The sequence below is a fragment of the Paraburkholderia bryophila genome (genome assembly GCF_003269035.1).
Taxonomy (GTDB): domain Bacteria; phylum Pseudomonadota; class Gammaproteobacteria; order Burkholderiales; family Burkholderiaceae; genus Paraburkholderia; species Paraburkholderia bryophila.
The window spans coordinates 109205-133846 of record NZ_QLTK01000007.1; the positions used below are offsets into that span (position 1 = coordinate 109205).

A 24642-nucleotide genomic window follows, 5' to 3' on the forward strand; every position below is an offset into this window, starting at 1 on the left:
CGCTTTGCATCTCTAAGGACAAGTCATCCCATCGCGTTCTGTAGCGTGTCAATACTACCGTTGAGAAAAATCGAGAGCAAAGCGCTCCAGGATGTCCGGCGCAGGGCCGGGCCTTCCGAGCAAATATCCTTGCACTTTATCGCACTGGGAAGCCCTAAGCACGTCAAGCTGTTCCTGTGTTTCGACTCCTTCTGCTACCACCGACATACCCAATTTATGAGCCAAATCGATAACCCCTTCGACGACAGTCTTTGTCAAACTGTCGGCAGCGATGTCATCGATGAATGACTTGTCCAGCTTGACGATATTCGGGCTAAATCTTGTCAGGTAGCTTAGGCTTGAGTACCCCGTGCCGAAATCATCGATTGCTATCCTGATACCCAACGCTCGAATCCCTTCAAGGATGCCCTGCGCGTCTTCAAGGTTATCAATCAGCGCTGACTCTGTTATCTCGACGACCACTTGCGATGCAACAATGCCACGCTTTTTAACGGCGCGAGAGAGCATTGAAACCAGCCGTGAATCACGCAACTGAGTCGCGGATACGTTAATTGACATCGCAATACTTCTTGCGCCGACAGTTGAAAACTCACCCAGCGCGCGCAACGCTTCGCGAAAAATCCAGTGTCCAACGTCGATGACCAACCCGGTGGTTTCAAGAACTGGGATGAACAGGTCGGGGTATATCAATCCTCTGGTCGGATGGTTCCAGCGCAGCAGCGCTTCCAGGCCAACGAGTTCTCCGGTATGGACACAGAACTGGGGCTGATAATGCAAATTGAACTGGCGTTCACGAACAGCATTTCTGACTTCTGTCTCGAGATGAATCTTGTAAAGGTCGGTACGTTCCTTGTCGCCAAAGACCCGGAATGTGTTCTTTCCTGAACGTTTCGCGGCATACATCGCAATGTCTGCACTTGTGAACAGTGACTCGGGGGTTTTTGCGTGCTGCGGGTATAGCGCGACCCCGATGGAGTATGTCATTGAGATGCGTTTATCATCCACCTCAATAGTCGGCCGACAGGCGGAAATCAGTCGGCGGCACACCGCGGCTACGTCCTGATTGCCCGACCGACAGGGGACCACAACGGTGAACTCGTCTCCTCCTGCGCGGGCAACAGTCGCGTCCGCTGGCAAGGCAGCGCGGATTCTTCTGGCGATGGTTTGCAGTACAACGTCCCCTATGGCGTGCCCGAAGGAGTCGTTCACTGCTTTGAATCGGTCAAGGTCGATGAACAGGTAGGCAAAAGATGCGTCACCCTTGCACAGGGTTGCAAGCAAATCCATCATTGCGCGGCGATTGTGCTGCCCCGTGAGGTCGTCGTAATGCGCTAGGAAATCGAGTTTCTGCAGACGTTCCCGCTCTTCAGTTGCTTCGACGCAGACGCTGACAACTCTCTGCACAGACCCGTTTTCAACGACAGGATAGATATCGGCGCGAACCCATTTTGTCCGCTGTCCGGCGAAGCGTAGGCGGAAATATGCCTGCGTCGGCCGACCTGATTCCACCGCTTCACGCATCCGGGCGCGGAGAATCTTGAGGTCTTCTGGCTCAACACGCTTTGACCATATCGTGCTGTCCTCGGCCATGGCGGAAAGGGGCAACTCCCACATCCTCTCAAAGGCGGAGCTGATGTGGTTGAGCTTTTCAAAATCGGGGCTCGCACTAGCAAAAACCACGTCTACGTGGTCTTCCATGTCCCTCTGTATCTGGGACTTCCTTCGCAGCTCAGCTACCAACTCCACTTCATCAGTTATGTTGCGGGATTTGCACAGAACGGCAACAACGGTTCCGTTGGCCTTTTTTACCGGCCAATAGGCTGATGTCCAATACCGCGGCTTGCCAGTCATCGTGTGGCAGTGCCCCTGAAAGCTCGACGACTTCCCCAAGAGCGCTTTATCGAAAGCAGCTCGCGCATCTGGGGTTTCCCATAGAGACAGCCAATCCATTCCGGGCATCTGGCTGGTGGATGTGGCTTCAAGGAGCTCTCTACCCGTTTCCGATATCGCGATTATGCGACCGCGTCTATCGAGCAGCTTGATGCAATCCTCTGCAACGCTGCAGAGACCGTAGGCCAGCTGCCGTGAAGAAGCCAGACGACCAAGTAGCAGTGCGTAGCCGCAGGCAAGTACTACCAACATGACGGACACGACGCTGACAAGCGCCGGCGCGAGCTCGCGATGTCTGGTCGCTATACCTGCCAATGAAATAATCAGGGCCAATGCCCCACAAAGCCCAAAAGCCCGAGATTTCCAGGCTTGTCTGGACGCACGACGTATCCCGCCCTCGACCTGCCTAACAAACTGGTGAGTGCTACGCACGTTTCCTGCCCTCGGAAATTCCGGCCTCAATCCACGCTCGTATGCTTCTGTAGCGATGACTTTGCTTTTATGGAATCATACTCGCCCCGCAACGGGACTACTCGCATACAGTGCACCTCAGGCGCATGTTTTCACTTTTTCTCTATCGCTTCACTCAGCAGTCTCGCCCATGGTGATGCGAAGCTGCTGCTTTTCGTTAACTACTTCGCTATGAATCGATGCTGCGTCGATTTCTAGGTCTGCAAGATTCATTGAAGCTGCCGCCTACTTTTTCTCAACTTCAAGATGACGGTCGTCAATTTTTCTCGTCAAGCTTGCATCGCAGCATTGCTGCCATTGCTCGTATATCGACGACGCTCTAGTGGTATAAGAAACTGCCACTTAAAAAATGCAAAAGGCGATGCCCACCGGGGTGTTAAGTGACGACCACGGACGCGAGGGATGGCGCAGTGAAGTTGCCCCTAGGATTTGTAAATTCAACTGGTCTGCGACGTCGCTAGGCCCAGTCGACCGTTGAATGCAGAGTTTGTTGGCGTCCTTCCAGATGCTGCTAGCTGCACCGTGCCAATCGTTATTCTTTGTGGGCGTACCGACTGCGTGGTCTACAAAGATGGCCATTCGTTTTTCGCGGTAGCTCGCCATCCGTTCCTAGTTGGCTCTCCAGTGGAGGACTGCTGTCCAGAGCTCGCGACCTTCAATATGAATTCTTTCGATACATGGCCCCATTCCGCGGCGGAGCTGGTTCGCCACCTCGAACCGGGCGCGCCCATACAAGTTCGGGACACTGCGTGATGAATAAATAAGGCAGAACCATCGGAGTTGATTACATCGCCGAGTCGGTCGATGCCTAGAAATTTCACCGCTGCTGTAATGGTAACGCGGACCGAACAAGGGCCGCAGCATTCCACGAGAGAGAATGCGAGATAATGCGATAAAGCATCATGTCGGCTCTAGACATTGGGCTCTGGCCCGACCGCGACAGGAAAAAGCGGCGGGCGCACAACCGGAACAGCCCGTCACATCCGTGGGATTTCGACGCTCGCGCCAGCCTTGATGCAGTTATTTTCTACCAATCAAGCAAGTTATGCAGTCTCTCTATAAGCCAATCCGTTTCAACAACACTCGTCCAGCCTTTGCCCTTAATTGCACGCCGTATTCGCCGCAGCGTCCATCGTGCGGATGGTCCGGATTTTTGGCCGCATCCTTTAAAGTTTGGGGAACACTTTGATGCGCCAAGCCTTCGCAAATCGTCCACCGCTCGGCCTGCTCTTTTTCAGTCAAACCTGCGACAAGGCCTCGGTGATAGCGGGCCGCATCCGTCGCACGCCGTGCCGAGGAAATCTCGCGTAATTTCTACATTGCGATACTGCAAAGGGCGGCCTCATATACGTTGTGCCTTGCAGGTGGCGTGCGTCGGTGGGCGCGGCACCGCCGAGCGGCGCATCGGCAATCACTTGGTGCTCCGCATGAGCATTTTGGCATGTAAAATGCTTTCGCCAGTTATGTCGGCTCCAGCATGGTCCGACATGTGCCGAGACTTAACACGTGCAGACTATAGGGCAGCGAACGTGCGGTTGTTCATGGACAAAAATACGAATAATAGTCCCGGGGCGGATAATTCAGGTTCGTCCGAAGACCCACTCCGGGACGGCGTGCCTCCGCCCACTCGTAACTTCGCAGCGACCAGGAAGGTTCTCCTCGCTCTTCTTCTGGTTTCGCTCGCCTTGCCTGCGCTTTGTCTGGCCGGATATGGGTATTACGACTATCAGCGCCGTTATGCAGATGCCGTCACCGCGAGTGAACGTTCAACACGCGTTGCAGAGGAACAGGCCCTCAAGGTCATGGACCTGAACGCCGAACTGGTGTCGCGTATTGAAGAGCAACTGGGCGACGCGACAGACGCTGAAATTCGCGACAACGAGTTAGCCATTCACGAGAAGCTGAATGCTATTGCCGGTGGCTTTCCGCAGGTAGCGGCGGTATCAGCTTTCGGGGACAGGGGGAATCTGCTTGTGAGCAGCCGGTTTTTCCCCGTGCCCAAAATCAACATAAGCCAGCGTGAAGACTTTATTGTGTCAAAGCGTCTCAGCCCCGAGCAATATGTGTCAAGGCCGATGGCTGCAAGCGTCTCGGGAGCTAGCGTCTTCAATATCGTCAAAGCTCGAAGTGCGACCGACGGCACGTTCCTCGGCACCGTCTCGGTGGCAATAAGGCGAGATTATTTCATAGGCTTCATCAGAAGCTGATGCAGGAGGATGAGGAATCTTTTATCGGCCTGTACCGCAGCGATGGTACGGCTCTCGTGACCTACCCGGAGGTTGACGCAACGGCAGGCAAAGCGACCACCCACGCGTTAACAGATGCTTTGGAGCACGACGAGCTTGCAGGGAAGCTAATCACTGGCCGCTCTTTCGACAAAGACCAACGTCTCCTCATATTTCGACGTGTGGGGCAATACCATTTGTTTGTCACTGCCGGATTTCTCCTTAATCAGCTCTTTATCGCCTGGCTTCACCACTTCTTCCTCATCTGTGCACTCGCAGGACTACCCTGCTCGGCGATTTGGGCGCTGCTCGGATTTTCGCTACGCCAACTGGCAGCGGAAGAACGTGGGTGGAAGAAGTGGCGAGAAGAAACCCTGCGGCGCCGGGATGCCGAGGCATCAGGACGTCATCTGCAACGCATGGGTGCGCTGGGAAATCTTGTGGCAAACGTGGCACATGAGTTTAACAATCACCTCATGGCGGTCAATTCGAACGTGACCATTGCACGCAAAAAGAGATACACGGATGTTGAGGACCAGGTGCTCGCCGTCGAGCGGGCAACGCACAACGTCGCCGGACTTGTGCGAACACTGATGGGCGTCACCAGGAAGCAACCCGTCAAGCCGGCAGAAGTCGACCTCTTTGAGGCAATTCCAAAGCTCCGACCGGTTGTGCGCGCCGCGGTCGGTGACGCAATATCAATCGGTTTTGATGTCTCGCCCGACTTATGGCCGGTTACTGTCGACCTTGCAGAATTCGAACTGGCAATTATTAACTTGGCGTTAAACGCTCGCGACGCGATGCCGCGGGGCGGTAAATTTACTCTTTCGGCAGAAAATGTGAAGTCCGAATCCCTACTGGGTGGCGTGCAAGCGGGCGACTTTGTGCTTGTGACCGCGTCGGACGACGGGGTCGGCATGGCACCTTCCGTTGCGGAGCGCGCATTTGAGCCGCTATTTACTACGAAACGACAAGGCACTGCGGCCGGCCTAGGGTTGGCGCAAGTGCTGGCGTTTTGCGAACTAAGCGGCGGCACAGCCAAAATCACCACCACACTCGAGGTCGGGACCGCTGTGCGTCTCTATCTTCCCCGGTGCGTTTCACGCGAGCAGCGCCCGACAGGCCAGGGTAAGGTGCACACAACGCCAACAGACTCCGCGACCACGTCGGTTCTGCTCGTGGAAGACAACCATGAGGTCGCGGCCGGGCTGGCGGCTGTTCTTCGCCTGATGGGGCACGACGTAGTTCACCTCGACAATGCAGACAATGCATTGCTTGCTCTAGAGGGCGGCCAGCGATTCAGCCTTGTTCTGTCAGATGTGCAGATGCCGGGAAAGTTGAACGGCATCGACCTGGTCGATTGGTTGAAGACCCATTGTCCAGGGCAGGCTGTCGCACTGATGACAGGATACGCCGACGAACTCGAACGGGCGCGAGGGACCGGCGTACCGATTTTCGCCAAACCTTTCGACCCCCAGGAATTGACTACACTCATCCAATAACGCCCGCACACTCTACGCAGTGATGCGATGCGAACTCAGCGCGTCCTCCGTTCCGCGAGCTGGACTGCTGTTCGTAATGGCATGCCTCCAGGCGCAAGCGACGCACGTATCCTTAAAGCCATTGCCGACGGCCGCAATCGCATCTCAGCTGCAGTTGAACGTAAATTGTTGCGAGCGCCCGGTGACCCGGTGCGGTTGGTCGATGCTGACTTCAATCACCAGGTGCGGGGGCTGCGCCGCCCAATTGACTTCGACGCACTTCTGCCCTACCTTGAAGCAACCGGCACAAGGCCGCATAGTCGGTCCCTATTTTAGGGCCTTTTGCTGCAATCTCTCGACGCGCACCCTTCTCGACCATCGCCACGCTCATACGAACGCCCCTGGAGAGGTGCCATGAGATTAGGACCGAACGCCGAAGGAATCGGGACGGCTGAGCTGCACTCGCGGGCATCGCGCCCGTCAGACTTCGAGCAGGAAAATTCCGCTCTTCTACTTCTTGCAAACGCACAGACAGGCCCACGCGGAGCGTTTCTCCAGGCCATAGCCGATGCAGCCCGTAACCTTTGTCATGCCGGCAGCGCGGGCATAAGTCTGGTTGAGAAACCCGAAGAGGGCGAACGGCTGTTTCGATGGCTGGCAGTGAGCGGCGCTTTTGCAACATTGCAGGGAAAGGCGACGCCGTGGAGTCAATGCCCTTGCGGTCTTACGCTCGATAAAGGAAGGCCTCAACTGTTCCTTGAACCGCAACAGCACTTCTCCCTACTGCGGGGCGGCCCGACGCCCATAGCCGAGGGCCTCGTTGTACCGATTGTCACCGATGGCATGCAGCTCGGTGCCATCTGGGTGATGGCGCACTCGGCAGACCGTCTCTTCGAGCAGGAGGATGTCAGGCTGCTATCTAACCTTGCCATATTCGCGGGTGCTGCGCTGACCGTCGTTGACGCACGCGACCTTAGAGAACAGCAGAGCCGGCGCTATGACGAGTTCGTCGCGCAAGTGGCGCACGAGCTCCGCAACCCGCTTGCGCCCATCGATAACGCCATCGAGGCGACTGCTGCCTTCTGCCCGGGTAATGAACGTGCTTTAAAAATGCTGGAGGTCGCGAGGCGACAGATGCGGCATCTCAAGACCTTCGTTGACGACCTGCTGGACGCGGCTCGCATGCAGCACGGCAAGCTCAGCATCAGGGTGAGTGAAACGTCGCTCAATGACGTCGTGACCGACGCCATCGCTGCGGTGCGACACCGTATTGAGAGTCGCCACCACCGGCTAACCGTTACGGGTCTTGAGGAGAGCGTGTACGTTCGCGCAGACCATGTCCGCCTATGCCAGATAGTCGCCAACCTGCTCTCGAACGCGGCGAAGTATACGCCGGTCGGCGGTGATATACGGCTATCGGTAGTCACCCGATGCTCTGAGAATACGTCGGCTACCGGCGGCTGCGTCACCATTAGCGTTAGCGACAACGGTATTGGAATTGCCCGGGAGATGCTTCCGAATGTATTTGAATTGTTCGTACAGTCCACGCGCGCGACAGGAGTAGACGCAGGCGGCCTCGGCATCGGTCTGGCGCTGGTAAAGAAGCTCACCGAGTTGCACGGCGGCGGCATCGCCATCGAAAGCGCTGGCCCTGGTCAAGGCTGCCAGGTTAAGGTCGACCTCCCCATACTGCTCGACTCGCAGGTCGCCCAGCGCACTGGCGATGCGGACCTGGAGCCGGTCAATGCACCGGCACGTGTGCTGCTGGTCGACGACAGTCGCGACGCACTGGATGCTCTGACCGCAGTGCTCGAGACACATGGCCATACGGTCGAGTCCCGAACGACCGGGGCCGAGGCCCTTGAGCTTCTGAAATCATGGACACCTGATGTGGGATTAATCGACGTGGCTATGCCCGGCATGGATGGCTTCGCTGTCGCCCGCGCCATCCGGAGGAGTGGGGATTACCCCGGTCTGCTACTGGTGGCGCTTACCGGGTATGCATCTGAGTCCGACAAGTCGCGCGCACTTGAAGCTGGCTTCGATTGTCACCTCACGAAACCCGCGTCTATTGATAGACTCAACGCCATCCTCAAAACAAGAGCCGGCAGTCGCTAATTCGAACGGCCTATTGCCGGCGCGACACCGCTCGGCCGCTCGCTTCCCGCCTAAGCCGTTGACCGTTTGGTCTATGCCTGTACCAGCTCTTGCCCCGCACCTGAAAATGGGAACGTCATTTGCTGCTCGTGCCTCATCCAGGTCGCTCCCGATTACCACAGTGGGCACATACGGATATCGACTCGCGTGACCTAAGTCCCGAAAAGGCACCCATCATGAAAAACATCGCCATCAAAGAATTGCGTCCGACGCAGATGACACACGGCGAACGCGAAGTCGCGAAGAAAACGGACGATTACCGGAAGCTCAGCGGGCATGACCTCAAAATGGCCATCGCCGAAAAAGCCTGTCCTCATAATGCTGGGACCCGCGGGCAGGCCTTACGTTATTGACCATCGTCACATCGCCGCTGCCCTGCGTCTTGTTGGCATATCGGATGTTCCGGTCGTGCTGGTTGAGGACCTTTCGTCGATGGAACCGGAAGAATTCTGGTTCACGATGGAGAACCGTCGATGGGCATATCCGTACGACGTACGAGGCCAGCGCCGGCCTTTTGCCGAGATGCCGCGGCACGTCTGGCAGCTGGCGGACGACGTCTGCCGGAGCCTCGCAGCCTTTGCGCGAGAGGCAGGCGCGTACGGAAGAACCTCTACCCCGCTCGAAGATTTCAGGTGGGCAGATTTCTTCCGGAGCATGCTTCCATTGCCCTCGGGCGATGAACAGTTCAGAAGATTTTGAAACAGGCGATAGCCCTTGCGAAGACCGATTCAGCTGCCGGGTTGCCCGGCTACATCGGTCCCACTCAACCGCATTGAACCTTGGAGGGTAAGGACAGGGCCTGGCGAACCGCTATGTCAAGGCCAAACCAACGGAGTAGACAGTGATGGAACTGCTCGTTGCACTTTTTGGTGAGGGCAAGGACCTGACCAGCCTACAGATGTCTGCGCGGGCGGCGGCGATATTCTTCGCGACCCTTATCTTTATCCGCATATCTGGTCGCCGGTCGTTCGGTCACCGTTCACCATTCGACCACGTCATTATGGTTCTGCTCGGTGCGACGCTGAGCCGCGTAATTGTAGGCGCTTCAGCGGCGGTCCCGACACTTATAGCGTCGCTCGTTCTGGTTTTGATACACCGTGCGCTCGCGTGGGCCTGCGTGAGGTCGCAAACGCTAGAATCCCTCACTGTCGGAGTTGAGAGAGACCTATTCCGCGATGGCCAGTTCAGCGAACGGGAAATGTCCGCGGCCCTGGTTACTCGAAGGGACGTCGCCGAGGCAGTCCGCCAGGAACTCGGCACGCACGACCTCGGTAAAGTGCGAAGTGCCAATCCTGAACGCAACGGCGAAATTAGTCTTATCCGGAAAGAGACGGGCTTCGGCGGGGGATAGCCCACTGCCGTTATTGAGGCCCACAGGGAAACGCACAACGCACAACGCTGAGCGCTGCTTCGATATGCAACTGCGCAGATGCTATTCATCAGCCCATAATCCTCCTAATGCCTTCGTTTCTCACCAAGCTAGAAGAACGCGCAGCCTTCGCATCAACCAATCAGTTTCCGGCCGTTCCGTCCACCCCTTCGCCTCAATTGCTCGTCGCACTCGCCGCAACGTCTCATCGTGCGAATGGTCGGGATTCTTGGTCGCATCCTTGATGGTCTTGGGAACAAGCTGATGCGCGAGGTCTTCGCAAACCTTCCACCGCTCGGCCCGCTCTTCTGCAGTCAGACCAGCGACGAACTTGCCGTCAGTTATTCTGGCCGCAAGTTTTGGCTGAGCGCCAGAAAGAGCAGCCGGCGCAAGGTCTCGAGGGAAGTCGTCAGGTACGGATGTGCTCATTTGAAAATTCCGATGACTTGCGTAGATATCAAAACTCCCACGCGCTTGGTCCGTGTCTTCAAGGATTCTTTGCGACGCAACCGTGCGACGGCCAAGTCGGCTCCCAGTTTTTCGAGAACATGATGTGTGGCCGGCGGCGGTTGTCGAAGAGCGCGAGCAGTCTTTGGCATAAATATAGAGCTTCGTGTACCGGGCCAATTCGTCGATATTTATGTGTACGTCCGCTGGTCAATAGCCCTGTAAACGGTCAGGTCAAGAGCTCTGCCTCGGGTATGTACGCACAGACGATTTCTCTGCCGCCAAGGTCGGCTTCGTCACAGTTCGTCGAGCTTTACCTTGATTGCCCGATTCACAGAATCTAGACGGGATTGTGCAAGCGTCGACAGTCGAGACTCATCGTGTAAGACCTTGACCAGTACCTTGAGTACAATGGCAGCCGCGTCGTCCTCTGGCTCGTAGCACACCGGTCCCGTGTGACAGTCAGGAGCGCCTTTGCATCGCACATTCGCGCTGGCGCGACCGTTGCAGGCATGTACATCCAGGCGTGCCAGCGATACGACTTTGGTGCCGGCTTTGCGACCAATCAAAACCGTGAAGCACTGACCAGCGGGCCGGGGTACGCTATATTTGTCGGCGCACATTTCCAGCAATCGCAGCGTCTCTTCCAGCGTGGTGTAGGGCGAGCGGTCTTCGGGCACGACACTGCCATCAATTTCGCAAATGGGCACAAGCGCCGTCAGGTCGCCGTCATACTCTCCGTCATAAAACGTAATTTTAAGCATCAGCGGCCTCAAGAACTTTGATTGCAATGGCTACAGCGTCGTCCGTTGACCCGACCGGAATCGGGCCAACGTCGAGTCGCGGTAGAGTGCTGTAAATCCGCGCATGCGCAGCTTCGTCCTCGACACTAATGTCTACAAGCCACGCTGTAAGCGTCCGTGGCAATGACAGCGTCCGCTGCTTTATTTTGAGCGTTATAGCTTTCGAGACAGGAAACGGTCCTTGTATGGACCTTGAGCGCAGTGCAGCGATGCATTGCTGCCGAGGAGTGCCCTCGAACGTAATCGACCGCCCCTCAAAGACTGGGGGCGAGCGCAATTGGTCGCAGAGCGCCTCCAGACGGCCCACATACACGCGGACTCGTGTGTCTACGAGCGGGTCTGGCACCTGGTAACTTGTGGCGCCCATAGGATTTCTCCGTGCATCAGGGCGATGCTTAGCTAAAGCCAGCTCCGCGCATCTCGCCCATCCTCACATTTTCTTGAAATTTGACTGCAGCCCCGCACGCAGCGCTTCTCGATTGCTGCTGGCCTCAAGCCCAGTATCCGACAACCGCAAAAAGCGCGAAGTAAGGTGAGTTGGAACGCAGCGAAAATTGCCGCCAATCGCAAGCCAGCTCTTCAAGCGGTGCGCAGTCGCGTGACGTACGACGGGCCCAACATCGCCGCAACCATTTTCTGTTTCATCAATGCGCGGCGGAAACTCACGCGTAGTACCAGTCACCCTTTGGCTAAGCGCTGTAGGCAGCAAGCCGATTACCTTCTCGTCGCCAACCCACCATGCCCAATTCGTCGTAAGCACTATTCGCAAGCATGGATATGGCGTCAACGCATCTATCAGATGATGTGCCTCGGCAAACGGCTTCCCACCTGATTCCAGACTTACCCTTCCCAGCGTATCCAGCCACGCTTCACTGTGATGTAGCACATTCTCGAACCCTAGATACAGCGTGGGCGTGTCTGAATTCATTGCTGTTGTGACGTCAATTTCGGTCATAGATAAACGTCTCCCGCGCCTTTGCTCTGTTTGCAATGCCGCATGACGCGCAGGTCATCGACAGACACGCTTGAAAACACTTAACCTCGCACAAAGTACAGCCAATCGTGCCAGTACGCGCAATCTTCCGGTTCTGGGTCTTCATCAATCAGGGGCCGCGTTTTGTTTTCAATTCGGCGAAAAAAATGCGTTCGAGCAGGCTCGGGAACCTCGCGAAGCCTGACATACCGGGTACCTTCGGGGGTTGTGTGCATTGGGACATCTGGTTGCAGGGGCCGCGGCGGTAGCTGGTCCGCGTTGTCGCCTAGTGCAGCGGAAATGCTGCGCGCGACTAAATCCCAAATCGATGCGGACCAGCGCGGGTACGCGGAGACATGCCCTGCCCGCACACTACCGAGGCCGTCTTCATAGAGGCGCGCTTCGTAATCGGCAAGAGCCCCATCCGCAATACGCCCGATGTCCGCAGTAGCAATCACGCGCTTGCCAGATTCTCGACCATCTGGCCACAACTCAACCGTCACTCGCAGCACGAATACCCCCATCCCGTTGGTGTGTCCCGTCGAAAGTTGCGCTCCGTCGGCAGGCCAGCGCTATGGGCACATGTCTTCAATGGCTACATGCCTGCTTGCCTTCACGGGACCTGCCAAGCTCAAGATTGCCAATTCCTCTGCCCGAACAATCACGCCGCCCTGGAGCAGCACGTGCCACTTCAGTTGCGTATCGGGTCCCACCCTGAGGGCGGCTTTCATATTCACAGCAGAGATGAAGCATCCTTTTGACGTCAAAGTTGCCTCGACCACGATAGTCACGTTCCTACCACGCACACTGCCTCCGCTTGTAGCCGATTAGCCATCGATATGACGCAACGGTAGTTGACCGTTGAATAGGGTCTCAAGACGGTCCTCAACTGATGCAAAAGTTGTGATTCACCGAGCCTATGACAGTAACCTGGTAGTTTTCCTATCCACGCTTTTAGCCACCTTGCAAGCTTCCCCAACAGTAACGCCCGGCAACCGGGGGTTCGTTTCGTGCACCCATTCTGCAAGCAGTTGCGCAGTGGCGATTTCGTCGGGTGAAGCGGCCATTGATGTCAATCCCGCGTGCATGACACCCGCGGCAGGATGGCCCAGTTCCGTCACGTCCAAGCCACGCGCAACGACGACTTCTAGACAACAGAAGTAAATGCTTTCAAATGCGCACCACATTCGGGTATGCTGTGACAACGCCGAGTTATGTGCATCCCGCAGATAAATCGAACTCATCACGAGACGGGGATATCGAGCATCACACTTCGGCCTGCAGCCACGAATCAAGCGCCCTAGCGTGAAGCCAATGACCGCAAACGCAGCTGGCATTAGCAACAATGGGAGCAGTTGATTCATGAGTCGATTCATCGTCTACGCTCCCATCCCCAGCGCCTATTCTCGCGCTGTGGCGACAATGAAGCACTTGCCGTGGTACGACTGCGTGCGCCTCCACGCAGCTATGCTTCGGCGCACACTGGTTTCTACAAGGCCGAAGCTTTTTGCCTGGTATTCCTCAATGCTGCTTCGGCGAATAAGTAGATAAAAACATTCCTTCGACTTGAATCGACTGGCGAACCCGACTTCGGATGCAGCATCGTTGCCTCGAACGACGACTGCAGGACGTTTCGCACGCTCGACGCGCTTATCAGCTCCCTTCGCTTCCTCAACCCACGCCGGCGACGCTGGATGTAACCCTCAAACCGGCGAGCAAATTCGATGGCCAGTTCGGCTAAGGCAAACTCAATCAACGACCGACGTGCACGCAATGATGGCAGAGGCCACGGCGTCTCATTGGGCCAGCGGTAACGCCATCGATGATGCGGAACACGCCGCAGACTCCGCGTTGCCACGCGTCTGCTACCGCGAAAACTCCGTCGCGCCGGTGACTTCATGAAGGGTGCCCTTTTGCTCAACCTGCTTGGTATCTACCGCTACCAAATCGTGCTGCGGTATCGCCCAAACTGAGGGCAAAACAGCACTTGATGCAGAAATGTCGGTATCGGACGGGAAGTGCCGCAGTAGGCTCATTGCGAGCGTTCGCACCAGCCGCGCGTCGACATCCGAAATCCCTTCGGCAACTGACTCGAGAAATCGTCGGGCACCAGAAATCGAACGCGTCCGTTCCGCCGGAGTCGTCATGCTTTGCCTCCACCGAGCTGAAGAGACCGAAATGGCAAATTCAAGCCCATATTCGCTACAATAATCGCATATGTGCGATTATGCAAATACTTAATATTGCGGCCGCGCCGTTGCTCCCGGCAGACCGGACATATCGATTCGGTGTCGTTCGACGACGTCACTTTGATTACGGCACGTCGGTGATATCGACGCGGAAGTCAGTACGGCCAAGGGCGCGCATGCACTGGAGATAGAAGGCGAAGGAAAAGCTACCCCGGGATAGTTTGCTGGCGATGGAGCGTTCTGTCTCCGCCACCCCAATCTGCGCCATCGCATTTGCGAGCTGGCGATAGGTAATGCCTTGGCGAGCAAGCTCGGCCCGCAGCACATTCCCCGCGATTTGGTACCAGTCCGCCATCCGCCTGTGACCTGATTGCAAAAGGCGGATTATTCCTTGCCTCCTTCGGATACGCTCCTATAATCGCATATATGCGATTTTTAGTCCATATACGCGTTGCGATTTATCTCAAAAGTACACGCCTGCCTGAGCGGGCGCGGGATGCTTTCGATAGACCGCCGTTAGGCATTAGGAGCTAAAGATGACCGCGCTCCACTGCTTCAGACCATGCTCTGCGTTTTTGCGGCGACGACGGATTGCGCCCGTGCAAGCGCAGCCGTATTCGTGCTGGCCAGTGGGATTCCTTTAGGTCAGTCCCGCCTACCCCGCCCTCGGCAACAGCATCTGTCAGGACTCGCGAGCCCGACGCCCCAGTTTTATCTAAAGAAAACCGGCCTCGCGTCGCCCGCCCCTAAATTTTTGAAAAAGTTTTACCCGGCCATTTCTCGCTACATGTCCTGAGCACATGTCGCTCAAGGACATTTATTACGGAAGTTGTCATGGCAAAGGGAATACAGAAGTGGAGCGAGCCGGTGATTGAACGGCTCTTTAAAGAGGGTCAAGGTTCCGGAGAGGGCCCAGATTACGTGCCTTGGGTCGGGGTCCACGACATGGCATCAATGGGGCGCACGCATCGCGCATGGAGCCCGGTCTATGGCCGCACCATACATCTTCAGTCGGATGTTGAGTGGCGTACATTCCTGCTCCTCGAATTCTCTCGCAAGTTTCCCGAGTTGTACGAAGGCTATCCACTTGAACGCAAACTGACGCTAGAGATTGCGGCAGCACTCGGTATCAAGCACCCCTACTATCCCGGCACGCATGTCCCGACGGTAATGACTGTGGATTTTCTCGGTGTTGATAAGCGGGGTGGCGACCTGCGCATCGCGGCCTTTGATTGCAAACGCTCGGAGGACATGGATGCAAAAAACGCAGACCACATCATCGCCAAGCTACAGATTACGCGAGCCTACTTCGCCGGCATGAATGTGCCACACCATCTGGTACTGCATTCACAGTTGCACATGCAGCTGGTCAAGAACATTGAGTGGATTCGCGGTGGAATTGCGAAGACCGGCGAAGACGAAGCGTATGTCGGCTACATCAGTGAAAAATCTAATCAGATGTTCTACGAACTCGCGAACAGCTCGTACAACGGAACCCTCGTCGAGTACTGCCAGAAGTTCGATGAACGCCATGGATTGCGAAGTGGCGATGCGTCACGGGCGGCTCGAATGCTTCTTTGGGACCGCAGGCTGAAATGCGACCTGCGCAACTCCGACGTGGCCAAACTTCCACTCCAAAGCTTCCTTGTCGAGGCTGATTCTGCCTCCCAGCGAGCCGTCGGGCAGTAAGACCTTTAACAACCAGACCTCCGCTTACTCGACTTTAAGGACATATCTCATGTTTCCTAGCAACCCCTCCTCTGAAGGCGCCGTCGAATTTATCATTCAACGCGCCAACCCTCAGTGCACCCAAATGTATGGGACCCCGACGTTCCACAGGAACTCAAGGAAATCGACCGGCCTCGATTCAACGCTCACCTACGACCAGTTCCTTCAGTTTCTCAAGAAGGCAATCGCAGAAGGGAACCGGTCGCTCTAGGCATTCGGCGTTTCCATCGGCACAACATACACTGAGAAAATCATGCAGGCCCTTTTGAAAAACGACGTTTTTGATGGCAACGACGGCTGCCAATATCGTGTCGTCAAGACTTCCTCTCCCAACACTGGCTGGGTCATAAATCTATCCCGTGCGCACTCTTGGCCTGTCGAACGTGACTTTGGCGTTCTCCGCAGCCACTCTCGCGTCGCCACGCAATCCACTGCTTGCGCGAAATTGCCCGACTTTGCGTTCTATTCTGAAAAGGCGCGCAATCGCGCCAACGCCGCATATGAGGTGATTAAACCCCTGATTCTGAATGCAGATGGGTCCGAGAATGACGATATCCTTGACGAGCGCAAACGCAATCGGCTTGTACTCGCTCGCGCCGACGAACTGGATATCTCCAAGACAACTATTTATGGCTATCTGCACAAATGGTGGTCACAAGGACAAAGCAAGTATGTCCTGATTCCTGGAAGTGCACGCAATGGCCAGAACCAAACGTCAGGAACGAGTGGCCGTGGACGTATGCCTGGGGACGGCCGATACAGCGTATTTCAGATGGGCGCCGAAGATATCAAGCGGGCGAAAGAGTTCCTCGAAAAGCGCTACATAAAAAAGGAACACGCTTCGCTCAAGGGCGTCCATATTGACCTGATAGCTAAACACTATTCGTTCAGGGACGGAAACGGTGACCTCGTGAAGCGTCCTGAGGGCGAGCATCCCTCCATCCATCAGTTGCGACATGTTCTCAAAACGCTCTTCACCCCGGAAGACGTGAAGCGCGGTAAGAAAGGCGATAAGAACTTTGACCGCGAAAACAAGCCGATGACCGGCAGTTCGCTCGAAGAAGCTGTCGCGCCCGGTCACATCTATGAGCTCGATGCGACCATCTTCGATACCTTCCTGGTGGCCGAAGCCAATCGGCATCACATTATCGGTAAACCGACCCTATACCTGATATATGACCGCAAGACACGTCTGATTGTGGGCTTTTATCTCGGCTTGGAAAACGCGTCATGGACCGGTGCAATGCTTGCAATCCTAAGTCTTGCTGAGGACAAACGTGCCCTGTGTGAGAAATACGGGCATCCTTACGACCCCGCTCACTGGCCCGCCGACGGAGTATTTCCCGCAAAGTTTCTCGGTGACCGTGGCGAAATGGCCTCGCGAAACAGCGACCGTATATGCGACGGCATGGAAGCCACCATCTCGAACACACAGTCCCTTCTCCCCATCACGAAAGGCGTTGTGGAGGCAGGGTTCCACGCCGCTCACTGCGCGATTAAAGACATGGCGCCAGGCTACGAGCCGCCTATGGAAGCCGTGAAACGTCGTGCGAAGAAATATCACCTGGATGCTGCTTTGACACTCGAAGAATGCACTTCGCTTATCTTGGGTCAAATCATAAAGCACAACACGACGGCGATGGAAAACTATCCGCTATCACCAGCGCAGGTTCTTGCTGGGTGGAATGCAATTCCAACTCAGCTTTGGAAACAGGAACTTGAACTCAATGGCTGTGCCGGTGCGAATTACACATACGACTATCTTCACTTGCAATTGCTTCCTCGAACAACAGACGACCCAAAAAGCAAAAAGGCAAAAGTGACACAACAAGGAATTGAATTCGAAAATTGCATCTACAAATCCGTAGATGACGACCCGACCGTTCGACAATGGATGGTCAATGCAGGCATGGGAAAGTCGCCGGAAGTGCACTGCTCTTATGACCTCCGACTGGTGGATAACATCATTGTTCACGATTCCAAGGGACGGACATTTCCTTGCACGCTGGCCAAGGACAGTGGCCGCTTTTCTGGCTATTCGTTCGCAGAAGTTGAATACATTATCGTGAAAGAGCGGCGAGCAAAGAAATTGCTGGAAGACAAGACCAATCAGGCTGAAATGAGCCGGCGGCAAAGGGCTCAAGCCATCACAACTAGAGCGATTGCCGCGACCAAACAGGCTGCGACAAGTGCAGCGCGCTCCGCTCGAAAAGCAGATACCGCTGCTGAGCGTGATGCAGAAAAGAGTCGTCTTCGACGTTTACAGACCTCCATGCCGCCCACCAACAGCGAGTCGAAGCGTGTTGGTAACGTGATTGCGCTTCACTCGTCAGACCATGTCGAGGGCTGTGCTCACCAACAACCGAAAATACCGGTTGAGGACGCGGCCGAACGGCCGCGCTCGACTATTGATGATTTGCTGCGCCGAAAGGCACAGGAGAAGACAAATGAACTCACCCATCTCTAATCCATACTGTGTCGAAGCCCGATACACGGAACAGCGTATCCCGCAGTTCCGCGATAACGTGCTTATTTCCGCCCTCCCACCCATTCCGTCGGACGAGCAGCTCGCGGACGAACTGTTCGAGTTTCCGGTGTTCTCCGTTGCGCAACGTGACTGGCCCACGAGCGAGCGCCTCTGCATGGTTGCGGAACTCGCCCATCTTCTGCGGCCACTGCAGCGACATCTCAATCTGGCCCGTGCCTTTGACACGCTTATACGCACCGGCTATTCGCGGCGCGGAATTCGTTCAAAGGAACACATTCAGACGTATCAGCGGCTCTACGATGCACAACAGGAGGGGCGCGCATTTCCGAGCCAGATGAAACGCTCGGCAAACGCCCAGCTATCGTCAGCCCTGGTTGGGCTTCCAGGGACCGGCAAGACTACAACCGTGCGCCGTATATTTCTGCGCTATCCGGAGGCTATTATTCATCCGGACGGAGTCGTGCAGATTCCGTACCTGCACATCGAGTGTCCGCACGATGGTATTTCAGTTAAAGGCCTGGCCCTCTCTATTCTGAGAAAGCTCGACTTGCTCGTGCCAGATGCAAAATACCTCGAACTCTACAAGCCATCCATGGCGGCAGAGGTACTGCTGAATCACTGTGCACGTGCCTTGCACAACCATTATGTCGGAGTGCTGGTAATCGACGAAATCCAGAATCTGCGGAATGCCGGCAAGACGAAGGTGTCGCTTATGGCCGCACTGGTAACAAGCTCGAACGAGCTTAACGTTCCCATCGTGTTCGCTGGTACCAACAAGGCACTCAAGGTTCTCGGGCTTGATGGCAGCGTTGCTCGTCGCAGCTGCGGCGCTGGCTTTCCTACGTGGGATGCATTGTCACGCAGCGACAATCTGGACGAACCCGGTGAGTGGGAAGACTTCATTTCGTCGCTGTGGTCATTCCAGTGGCTGCTGAAGCCTGTGTCGCTCGATAACGTGATGTCCAACTTCGTGTACGAATGCTGCCAGGGAATCCCGGACATTGCCGTCAAAATGTTCATGTGCGCACAGTGGCGCGGGATGCTCGATGGTACCGAGACGTTTTCGATTGAGACTCTCGCTGCAATCATGTCCAACGAGCTCTCGCGAGTCGCACCGATTGTCGACGCGCTCAGGACCGGCGATACCGACGCACTCTGTCTTTACGAAGACATCACGCCGCCTGAGTTCACATCACTTCTCGACGATGCCCTTAACGCCTATGAAGGCGTGCGTCAGCGTGGAGCGGCACTTACTGCCGGCAATCCTGCCCTCGTACCGCGTGTCGCTAGCATACTTGTCGAAGCTGGCATCAGCGAAGACCGCGCGGTTTCGATGGCTTCGAAGGTCGCGCAGGAAGGCAAAGCGGTCGGCCTTGTCGAAGCCACCAGTGCGGCGCTGAAGCTCGCGAAGCCTCCGGCCTCCGTTCGCGGTAAGAAGAAGTCGGTTGACGATACGGCCGAAGTCGTAGAACTTGCGCCGGACGATTATCGGAACGCCATCCGTCAGGCTAACGAACGCGATACGACAACCTTCGACGAACTCGTCGCCATGGGGGCGGCGCGCCCCCTGCACGAGTTGCTCGGCTACGTTTAATGCGATATTTTCCGACACCTTATCCGGATGAGCTGCTCGGCAGCTTGCTCATCCGGGCCTGCCATCATCTTGGGCTTCCCCCGGCGTCGCTCGTCAAGGTCCTGGAAGACGGGTCGAGTGACCTCTCATATCTGTACCCGTCGTTCTTCCAAGGGTTGTCGCGTCTAACCAATCTGTCTCCGAGTGAGATGCTGCTTGACCACACTGTGTTTCCGTATGCGGCAATTGCCTTGCCAACAAAACGGCGGGCGCTCCTGGAACGCGAACTTCTGACCGCCACGGCGCGAGGAAACAGCGTCCGCCTGCGCGCTACCTTAGGCCTGCACGTCAAAGACATGTCCCGCCGACGGTTTTGCAAGAAATGTCGTGCTGAGGAATGCAAGGAAATCGGCGAGAGCTATTGGCATCGCCTGCATGCGCTGCCGGGCGTGTTTGTGTGCCCTAAACACGGCGAACCACTCTGTGTCTCCGGCATCTCCGTGTTACCAAAGCTGTCAAATGTCAATGCAAAGCTTCCGCAAGAGGTCGAAGGCACCCCGGTCGAATGGGGGCTCGACGTGCAAACATTGCAGCGACTCGCCGCTGCCGTGCTCGAGTCGATTGCGCTACCTGCGGAGACTTGGAACGATGTCAGCGATGAATATTTACGATACGCAATGGAAATTGACGACAGGAACCGGCAATGCTGCTGGGACGTTCAGCAGTGTGTAGTTGACTTCACTCGGTTTTACGGTGACCGGTTCCTCGACAAGGTCGGCCTCCACTTATCTTCGGTAGGCTCGGATGCGTGGCCAGCTCGCCTCGCTCACGGCGCACGCCCTTCTCCACTATTTCAGCTTCGCCACATCTTGCTACGTCTTTTCCTAAAATTTTAGAAGGCGACCAGCACCGCAATTTCTTTTGCTGATAGCTACACGCTCTATAGACAACTATGGAGCGCAGGACATGTGGCTGCAAGCGATTGAACGAAGAAATGGAGTTTTGGCGGCAAGGGTAGTGAACGGAGATAGGGATGTTGAATGGATGAACGTCGAAGCCGCTTGGGAGGCCGACATACACGCGTCAAGCACCAGCCGAATGTCGGTAGCCACGTGCTTTTCACGATGGAAGGTAGTGGATGCCACCGACTTCTTCTCAGAGATGGCTATTGAAGCCTACCCCGCCGCTAACAAGCACCAGATGTTTGAGGTCGACCATAATGGGCTTCGTCTGGTTTTGCCGGCGATACTTGTGCTCAAGGCGTTGTTCAAACCGAATGCGACCGTCTTTCAATATCTGTTTCGACCTTCAGGACTAGACATGCTGCTCGCTCCCGTGTACGCGAATGGTTCAACAACTGTTGCAATTCTCCCTCGAAAGCTTAGACAACATGTCCCGGTTGGCGACACAGGCCTTGAGCGACTTCGATGGCTTTACTGTTTTCCCACAGCCCGAGCTGCATTCGATTCCGTTTACACCAGGGCTACCTACGGAGTCGTTGGAATCAAGTTGCCGACAGCCGAGATAGACATCTCGGTAAAAGGTTGTCTAAGAGGACGCAAGTTCTTTGTGTCGAGTTTAAGCATTGTCAGATGCTCTCCACTCGAAGCACCTTTTGACTGGGCCGGCCGGCAACCGCAACACTTTCGACTCAGAGAGCCGGCACCCGGGGAGCGTCTCAACCCGATACTCGTCGACTCTGACCTTATTGAGGGCCCGTCCGGCTGGGGGCTTTCCGATGATGAATGGGCCTGTGTCGCATACCTGTTCCCAACTGGTCCACAATGTCGAAGCGGCGAACAAACGCGCGCGTTTGTCAACGCAATCTTGGAAAAGCTCGGAACGGGTGTCGGTTGGACCTCGGTGAATTCAAAACATGGAACACTTTCGGCGGTGAGTTCGCTCTATCGAGACTATCGACGGTCTGGCAAATGGCACAAGCTCGTCGCAACCGTTCTCGAAATGAGAAAACGATATTTTACTGTCGCCAACGCGGCATAACGCCAGTCGAAGTAGAAGTCTGATGCCCTGACCGGCATCGGCCCGGCTTTTCTGCAGACCGCCCAATTGGGCGGTCTTTTTTTTCTGTCGCTATATAAAAGAACAGGGCTGAGTGCTGCAACCGAAATCACACCTCGGCCCGAGCATCGCGTTAGGACAACATTGATAGCGATTTTCGGGACAGCTTTCGTTTGCAATTGCAAACTTTCGACCAACGCGCCGTAGGCCAGATTGGATTGCGAACGACACGCCCTGCAATTTTTACAATTTCAACGCATTCAGTCAGTTAGGGAGCGTGCACGGGACAACAATCGATTGCGAGCTACCAACGGTTTTACCGCGGTTTTACCGTCGCTTCACAGCAGCGCCACCACCCGCACGTCGCCCTGCTCCGCCGACGCAACCACCTTCTCGCCAATGCGGCGGAACGTGATCGAGACGGACGAATCGCCGACCCGCAGATCGCCGACTTCGAGCCAGTCGATGCCTTCGGGCAGCATCGGCTGTTCGATCAGCACTTCGCGGCGTTCGGCGTCGATCGTGATGCCCAGACACGCTTCGAGCATCATGAACGGCGAGCCGGCGGCCCACGCTTGCGGCAGACAGGCGACCGGATACGCGGTAGGCGGCTCGCCGCGCCGCCGTGGAAAACCGCAGAACAGTTCGGGCAAGCGCATGTCGAAGTTGACCGCCGCCTGGAACAGCGCCTGCAGAAGCCGCACGGCCGCCGCTTTACCACCGTAGCGCGACAGGCCGCGCGCGCACAACGCGTTGTCGTGCGGCCAGACGGAGCCGTTGTGATAGGCCATTGGGTTGAAGCGCGCCTGGCTCGCGGCCAGCGTGCGCACACCCCAGCCGGTATGGAACAGCGTGGAGTCGAGCGCGCGCACCACCGCTTCGCCCCGCTCGCGTGCAGGGAGACCGAAGGCCAGCAGATGGCCGGCGTTCGACGCCATCACGCGGCACAGTTCGCCGTGGCCGTCGAGCGCGATGCCGTAGAAGCCGGACTCTTCCATCCAGTATTTTTCTTCCACGCACTGACGGATTTTTTTCGCGCGTTCGCTGTAGTGTTCGGCCGGTTCGTGCAGGCCACGCAGCTTGGCGAAGTGCGCCATGGTGTCGAACGCGGCGCTTGCGTACGCCTGCACTTCGACGAGCGCGATCGGCCCGTCGGGGAAGCGGCCGTCGGCATGGAACACGGAGTCGTGGCTGTCTTTCCAGCCCTGGTTCGCGAGGCCGCCGTCCGACTCGCGCTGATAGTCGAGCAAGCCAAAACGGTTCTTGTCGCACACGCCCGCCACCCACTGCGCCGCGCGCTCCAGCGCCGGCCACAATTCGTCGATCAACGCGAGGTCGCCCGTGCGCGCCGCGTAGGCGCCGGCCAGCACGATAAACAGCGGCGTGGTATCGACGCCGCCGTAGTACAGCGCGAACGGCACCTCGCCAGTGGCGGCCATTTCGCCCTTGCGCATTTCGTGCATGATCTTGCCGGGCGCGGCGTCGCGGAACGGCGAGTTTTCGCGCGCCTGATGCTCGGCGAGAAAGCGCAGTACGCCGGCCGCCAGTTGCGGCTGCAGCCACAGTGTCTGCAGCGACGTAATCACGGCGTCGCGGCCGAACGGCGTGGAGAACCACGGAATGCCGGCATACGGATAGGGGCCGGTGGCGAGGTCCGTGGTCAGCAGGCCGAGATCGGCCAGCGAACGGTCGATCCAGGCGTTGAACAGCGGATTGCTCGAACGCACCCGCGCGGTCACGCGACGGCGCTCGCGCATTACGAGGTGGGCGTCGACCAGCGCGGCACGCACCGCGGCGCGGCCCACGCGCGGGCGCTCCGCGTCGATCTGCGACATGTGCGCTTCGCTCTGCGCGTGAGTGGGCTGGGAGACTTCGGCGGCAGGCTTGCCCGCTTGCGGCACGACCTGCACCGCCACCGACAGATAAATCGACACGCACGCTTGCGCCGGCAGCTTCACCGTGTAGTCGGCGCGGTCGGCGAACAGCTTGTCCGGTTCCGGCGAAAACGCGATCTGCACATTACGCGCCACGTCGTCGAGACCCAGGTAGCCGAGCAGCACCTCGCGATTCTCGATGCGCGCGGGTTCGATGCGGCCTTGTTTGGCGCGCTTCAGGCCGCGCACTTCGAACATGTCGCGGAAGTCGCTGGCGAACGAAATGGACAACGGCACGACGGCGTCGCTGGTGCCGTAATTGGTGAGTTCGATTGCTTCGTTGAGCACGGTGCCGGAGAGCACCCGCACGCGCTCGACGTGGATCACGCCCTCCGGCGTGCTGTCGCCGCCGAGCGGCGGCAGCGGACGATTGGTCAGATGCGCGGTGAACGACGTGTTGTCGCTGCTCACGCTGCCCGACAACAGCGACGGCGCGCGGCCGCCGAAGGTCAGCCGCAGTTGCGAGAGCACCCGCGTGTCGTTGACGAACAGGCCGTCGTCATGGCCCGTGATATCGCCGAGCGGATCGTTGACGATAAAGGTGTCGCCGGACTTCAGCACATGCTGGGCGGCGCTCGCGACGTTGAGATTTTCCGTCGGGATGAATGCGCCGTCCGGCTCGGGTTCGTGATGATCGATTCCGCCCGACAGGCCGCCGAGGGCTTCTGGCTGCTGCATCAGAGTCACTCCTATGAGTTCGCTTGCACGTTCAGTGTCACGTTCGGTTGCTGCTGGGACCAGCCCGGTCGCTTCCGATTGTAGAGGGTCTGTCCGCGTCAGACGAACTTATCACAGTGGAGTTTCGGTTTTTTTCCGTGGCACGGGACCTGCAGGGTTTTCATGTCCGCACCGTCTTACGCCTGATACGGACATGAAAAAAGGCGCGATTTCTCGC

Annotated in this window: 18 protein-coding genes; 11 read left to right on the top strand and 7 right to left on the bottom strand. The window is 56.8% G+C overall.

What is annotated here, in order from left to right; all coding sequences use genetic code 11:
* Nucleotides 1-54: 54 nt before the first annotated feature.
* Complete coding sequence (locus BX591_RS14060; protein WP_146749759.1) at nt 55-2142, bottom strand: putative bifunctional diguanylate cyclase/phosphodiesterase; 2088 nt, start codon at nt 2140-2142, stop codon at nt 55-57.
* A 1760-nt stretch (nt 2143-3902) separates the two neighbouring features.
* Between BX591_RS14060 and BX591_RS37235 the strand changes: the two genes are divergently transcribed.
* The 6 genes from BX591_RS37235 (at nt 3903) to BX591_RS14085 (ending at nt 9575) form a co-directional block, all read left to right on the top strand.
* Nucleotides 3903-4568 carry a PDC sensor domain-containing protein gene (locus tag BX591_RS37235; RefSeq protein WP_338068895.1) on the top strand — a complete coding sequence of 222 codons (666 nt, stop codon included), beginning with the start codon at nt 3903-3905 and terminating at the stop codon, nt 4566-4568.
* Nucleotides 4568-6088: a response regulator gene (locus BX591_RS14065; protein ID WP_338068896.1), complete on the top strand. Its 1521-nt coding sequence runs from the start codon at nt 4568-4570 to the stop codon at nt 6086-6088. The genes BX591_RS37235 and BX591_RS14065 overlap by 1 nt, the downstream gene beginning before the upstream one ends.
* A gap of 393 nt (nt 6089-6481) precedes the next feature.
* Nucleotides 6482-8185: a hybrid sensor histidine kinase/response regulator gene (locus BX591_RS14075; RefSeq protein ID WP_111932052.1), complete on the top strand. Its 1704-nt coding sequence runs from the start codon at nt 6482-6484 to the stop codon at nt 8183-8185.
* A 215-nt stretch (nt 8186-8400) separates the two neighbouring features.
* Complete coding sequence (locus BX591_RS37240) at nt 8401-8577, top strand: ParB-like protein (protein WP_338068897.1); 177 nt, start codon at nt 8401-8403, stop codon at nt 8575-8577.
* Nucleotides 8543-8923, top strand: a complete 381-nt coding sequence (locus BX591_RS37245; RefSeq protein ID WP_338068898.1) for a ParB/Srx family N-terminal domain-containing protein — start codon at nt 8543-8545, stop codon at nt 8921-8923. The genes BX591_RS37240 and BX591_RS37245 overlap by 35 nt, the downstream gene beginning before the upstream one ends.
* A gap of 145 nt (nt 8924-9068) precedes the next feature.
* Entirely contained in the window at nt 9069-9575 is a 507-nt protein-coding gene (locus tag BX591_RS14085; RefSeq protein WP_111932053.1) for a DUF421 domain-containing protein, read from the top strand.
* Nucleotides 9576-9695: 120 nt separating this feature from the next.
* On the opposite strand, the gene BX591_RS14090 is transcribed toward BX591_RS14085, so the two are convergent.
* The 5 genes from BX591_RS14090 to BX591_RS14125 all read right to left on the bottom strand — a co-directional run bounded on the left by BX591_RS14090 (nt 9696) and on the right by BX591_RS14125 (nt 14360).
* Complete coding sequence (locus BX591_RS14090; RefSeq protein WP_111932054.1) at nt 9696-10022, bottom strand: hypothetical protein; 327 nt, start codon at nt 10020-10022, stop codon at nt 9696-9698.
* Nucleotides 10023-10336: 314 nt separating this feature from the next.
* On the bottom strand, nt 10337-10804 hold the full coding sequence (locus BX591_RS14100) for a hypothetical protein (protein ID WP_176343073.1): 468 nt from the start codon (nt 10802-10804) through the stop codon (nt 10337-10339).
* Nucleotides 10805-11273: 469 nt separating this feature from the next.
* Entirely contained in the window at nt 11274-11798 is a 525-nt protein-coding gene (locus BX591_RS36095; RefSeq protein ID WP_146749760.1) for an HAD domain-containing protein, read from the bottom strand.
* Between the two features lie 1883 nt (nt 11799-13681).
* A complete protein-coding gene (locus BX591_RS14120; RefSeq protein WP_176343074.1) occupies nt 13682-13963 on the bottom strand; it encodes a BPSL0761 family protein in 282 nt (93 codons plus the stop codon).
* Nucleotides 13964-14129: 166 nt separating this feature from the next.
* Complete coding sequence (locus BX591_RS14125; protein ID WP_111932056.1) at nt 14130-14360, bottom strand: DUF6471 domain-containing protein; 231 nt, start codon at nt 14358-14360, stop codon at nt 14130-14132.
* Between the two features lie 479 nt (nt 14361-14839).
* Between BX591_RS14125 and BX591_RS14130 the strand changes: the two genes are divergently transcribed.
* The 5 genes from BX591_RS14130 (at nt 14840) to BX591_RS14160 (ending at nt 21795) form a co-directional block, all read left to right on the top strand.
* Nucleotides 14840-15694 (top strand): TnsA endonuclease C-terminal domain-containing protein, encoded by an 855-nt coding sequence (locus BX591_RS14130; RefSeq protein WP_111932057.1) that lies wholly within the window; start codon nt 14840-14842, stop codon nt 15692-15694.
* Nucleotides 15695-15986: 292 nt separating this feature from the next.
* Nucleotides 15987-18200, top strand: a complete 2214-nt coding sequence (locus BX591_RS14145; protein WP_146749761.1) for a transcriptional antiterminator — start codon at nt 15987-15989, stop codon at nt 18198-18200.
* The gene (locus BX591_RS14150; protein ID WP_111932061.1) at nt 18181-19815 is read left to right on the top strand and encodes an AAA family ATPase; all 1635 of its coding nucleotides are present in this window, start codon (nt 18181-18183) and stop codon (nt 19813-19815) included. Before BX591_RS14145 ends, BX591_RS14150 begins: the two co-directional genes overlap by 20 nt.
* Nucleotides 19815-20690: a TniQ family protein gene (locus BX591_RS14155; RefSeq protein WP_111932062.1), complete on the top strand. Its 876-nt coding sequence runs from the start codon at nt 19815-19817 to the stop codon at nt 20688-20690. Before BX591_RS14150 ends, BX591_RS14155 begins: the two co-directional genes overlap by 1 nt.
* Before the next feature lie 70 nt (nt 20691-20760).
* On the top strand, nt 20761-21795 hold the full coding sequence (locus tag BX591_RS14160; protein WP_111932063.1) for a transposase: 1035 nt from the start codon (nt 20761-20763) through the stop codon (nt 21793-21795).
* 356 nt (nt 21796-22151) lie between these two features.
* On the opposite strand, the gene BX591_RS14165 is transcribed toward BX591_RS14160, so the two are convergent.
* Entirely contained in the window at nt 22152-24425 is a 2274-nt protein-coding gene (locus BX591_RS14165) for an amylo-alpha-1,6-glucosidase (protein WP_111932064.1), read from the bottom strand.
* Between the last annotated feature and the right edge of the window lie 217 nt (nt 24426-24642).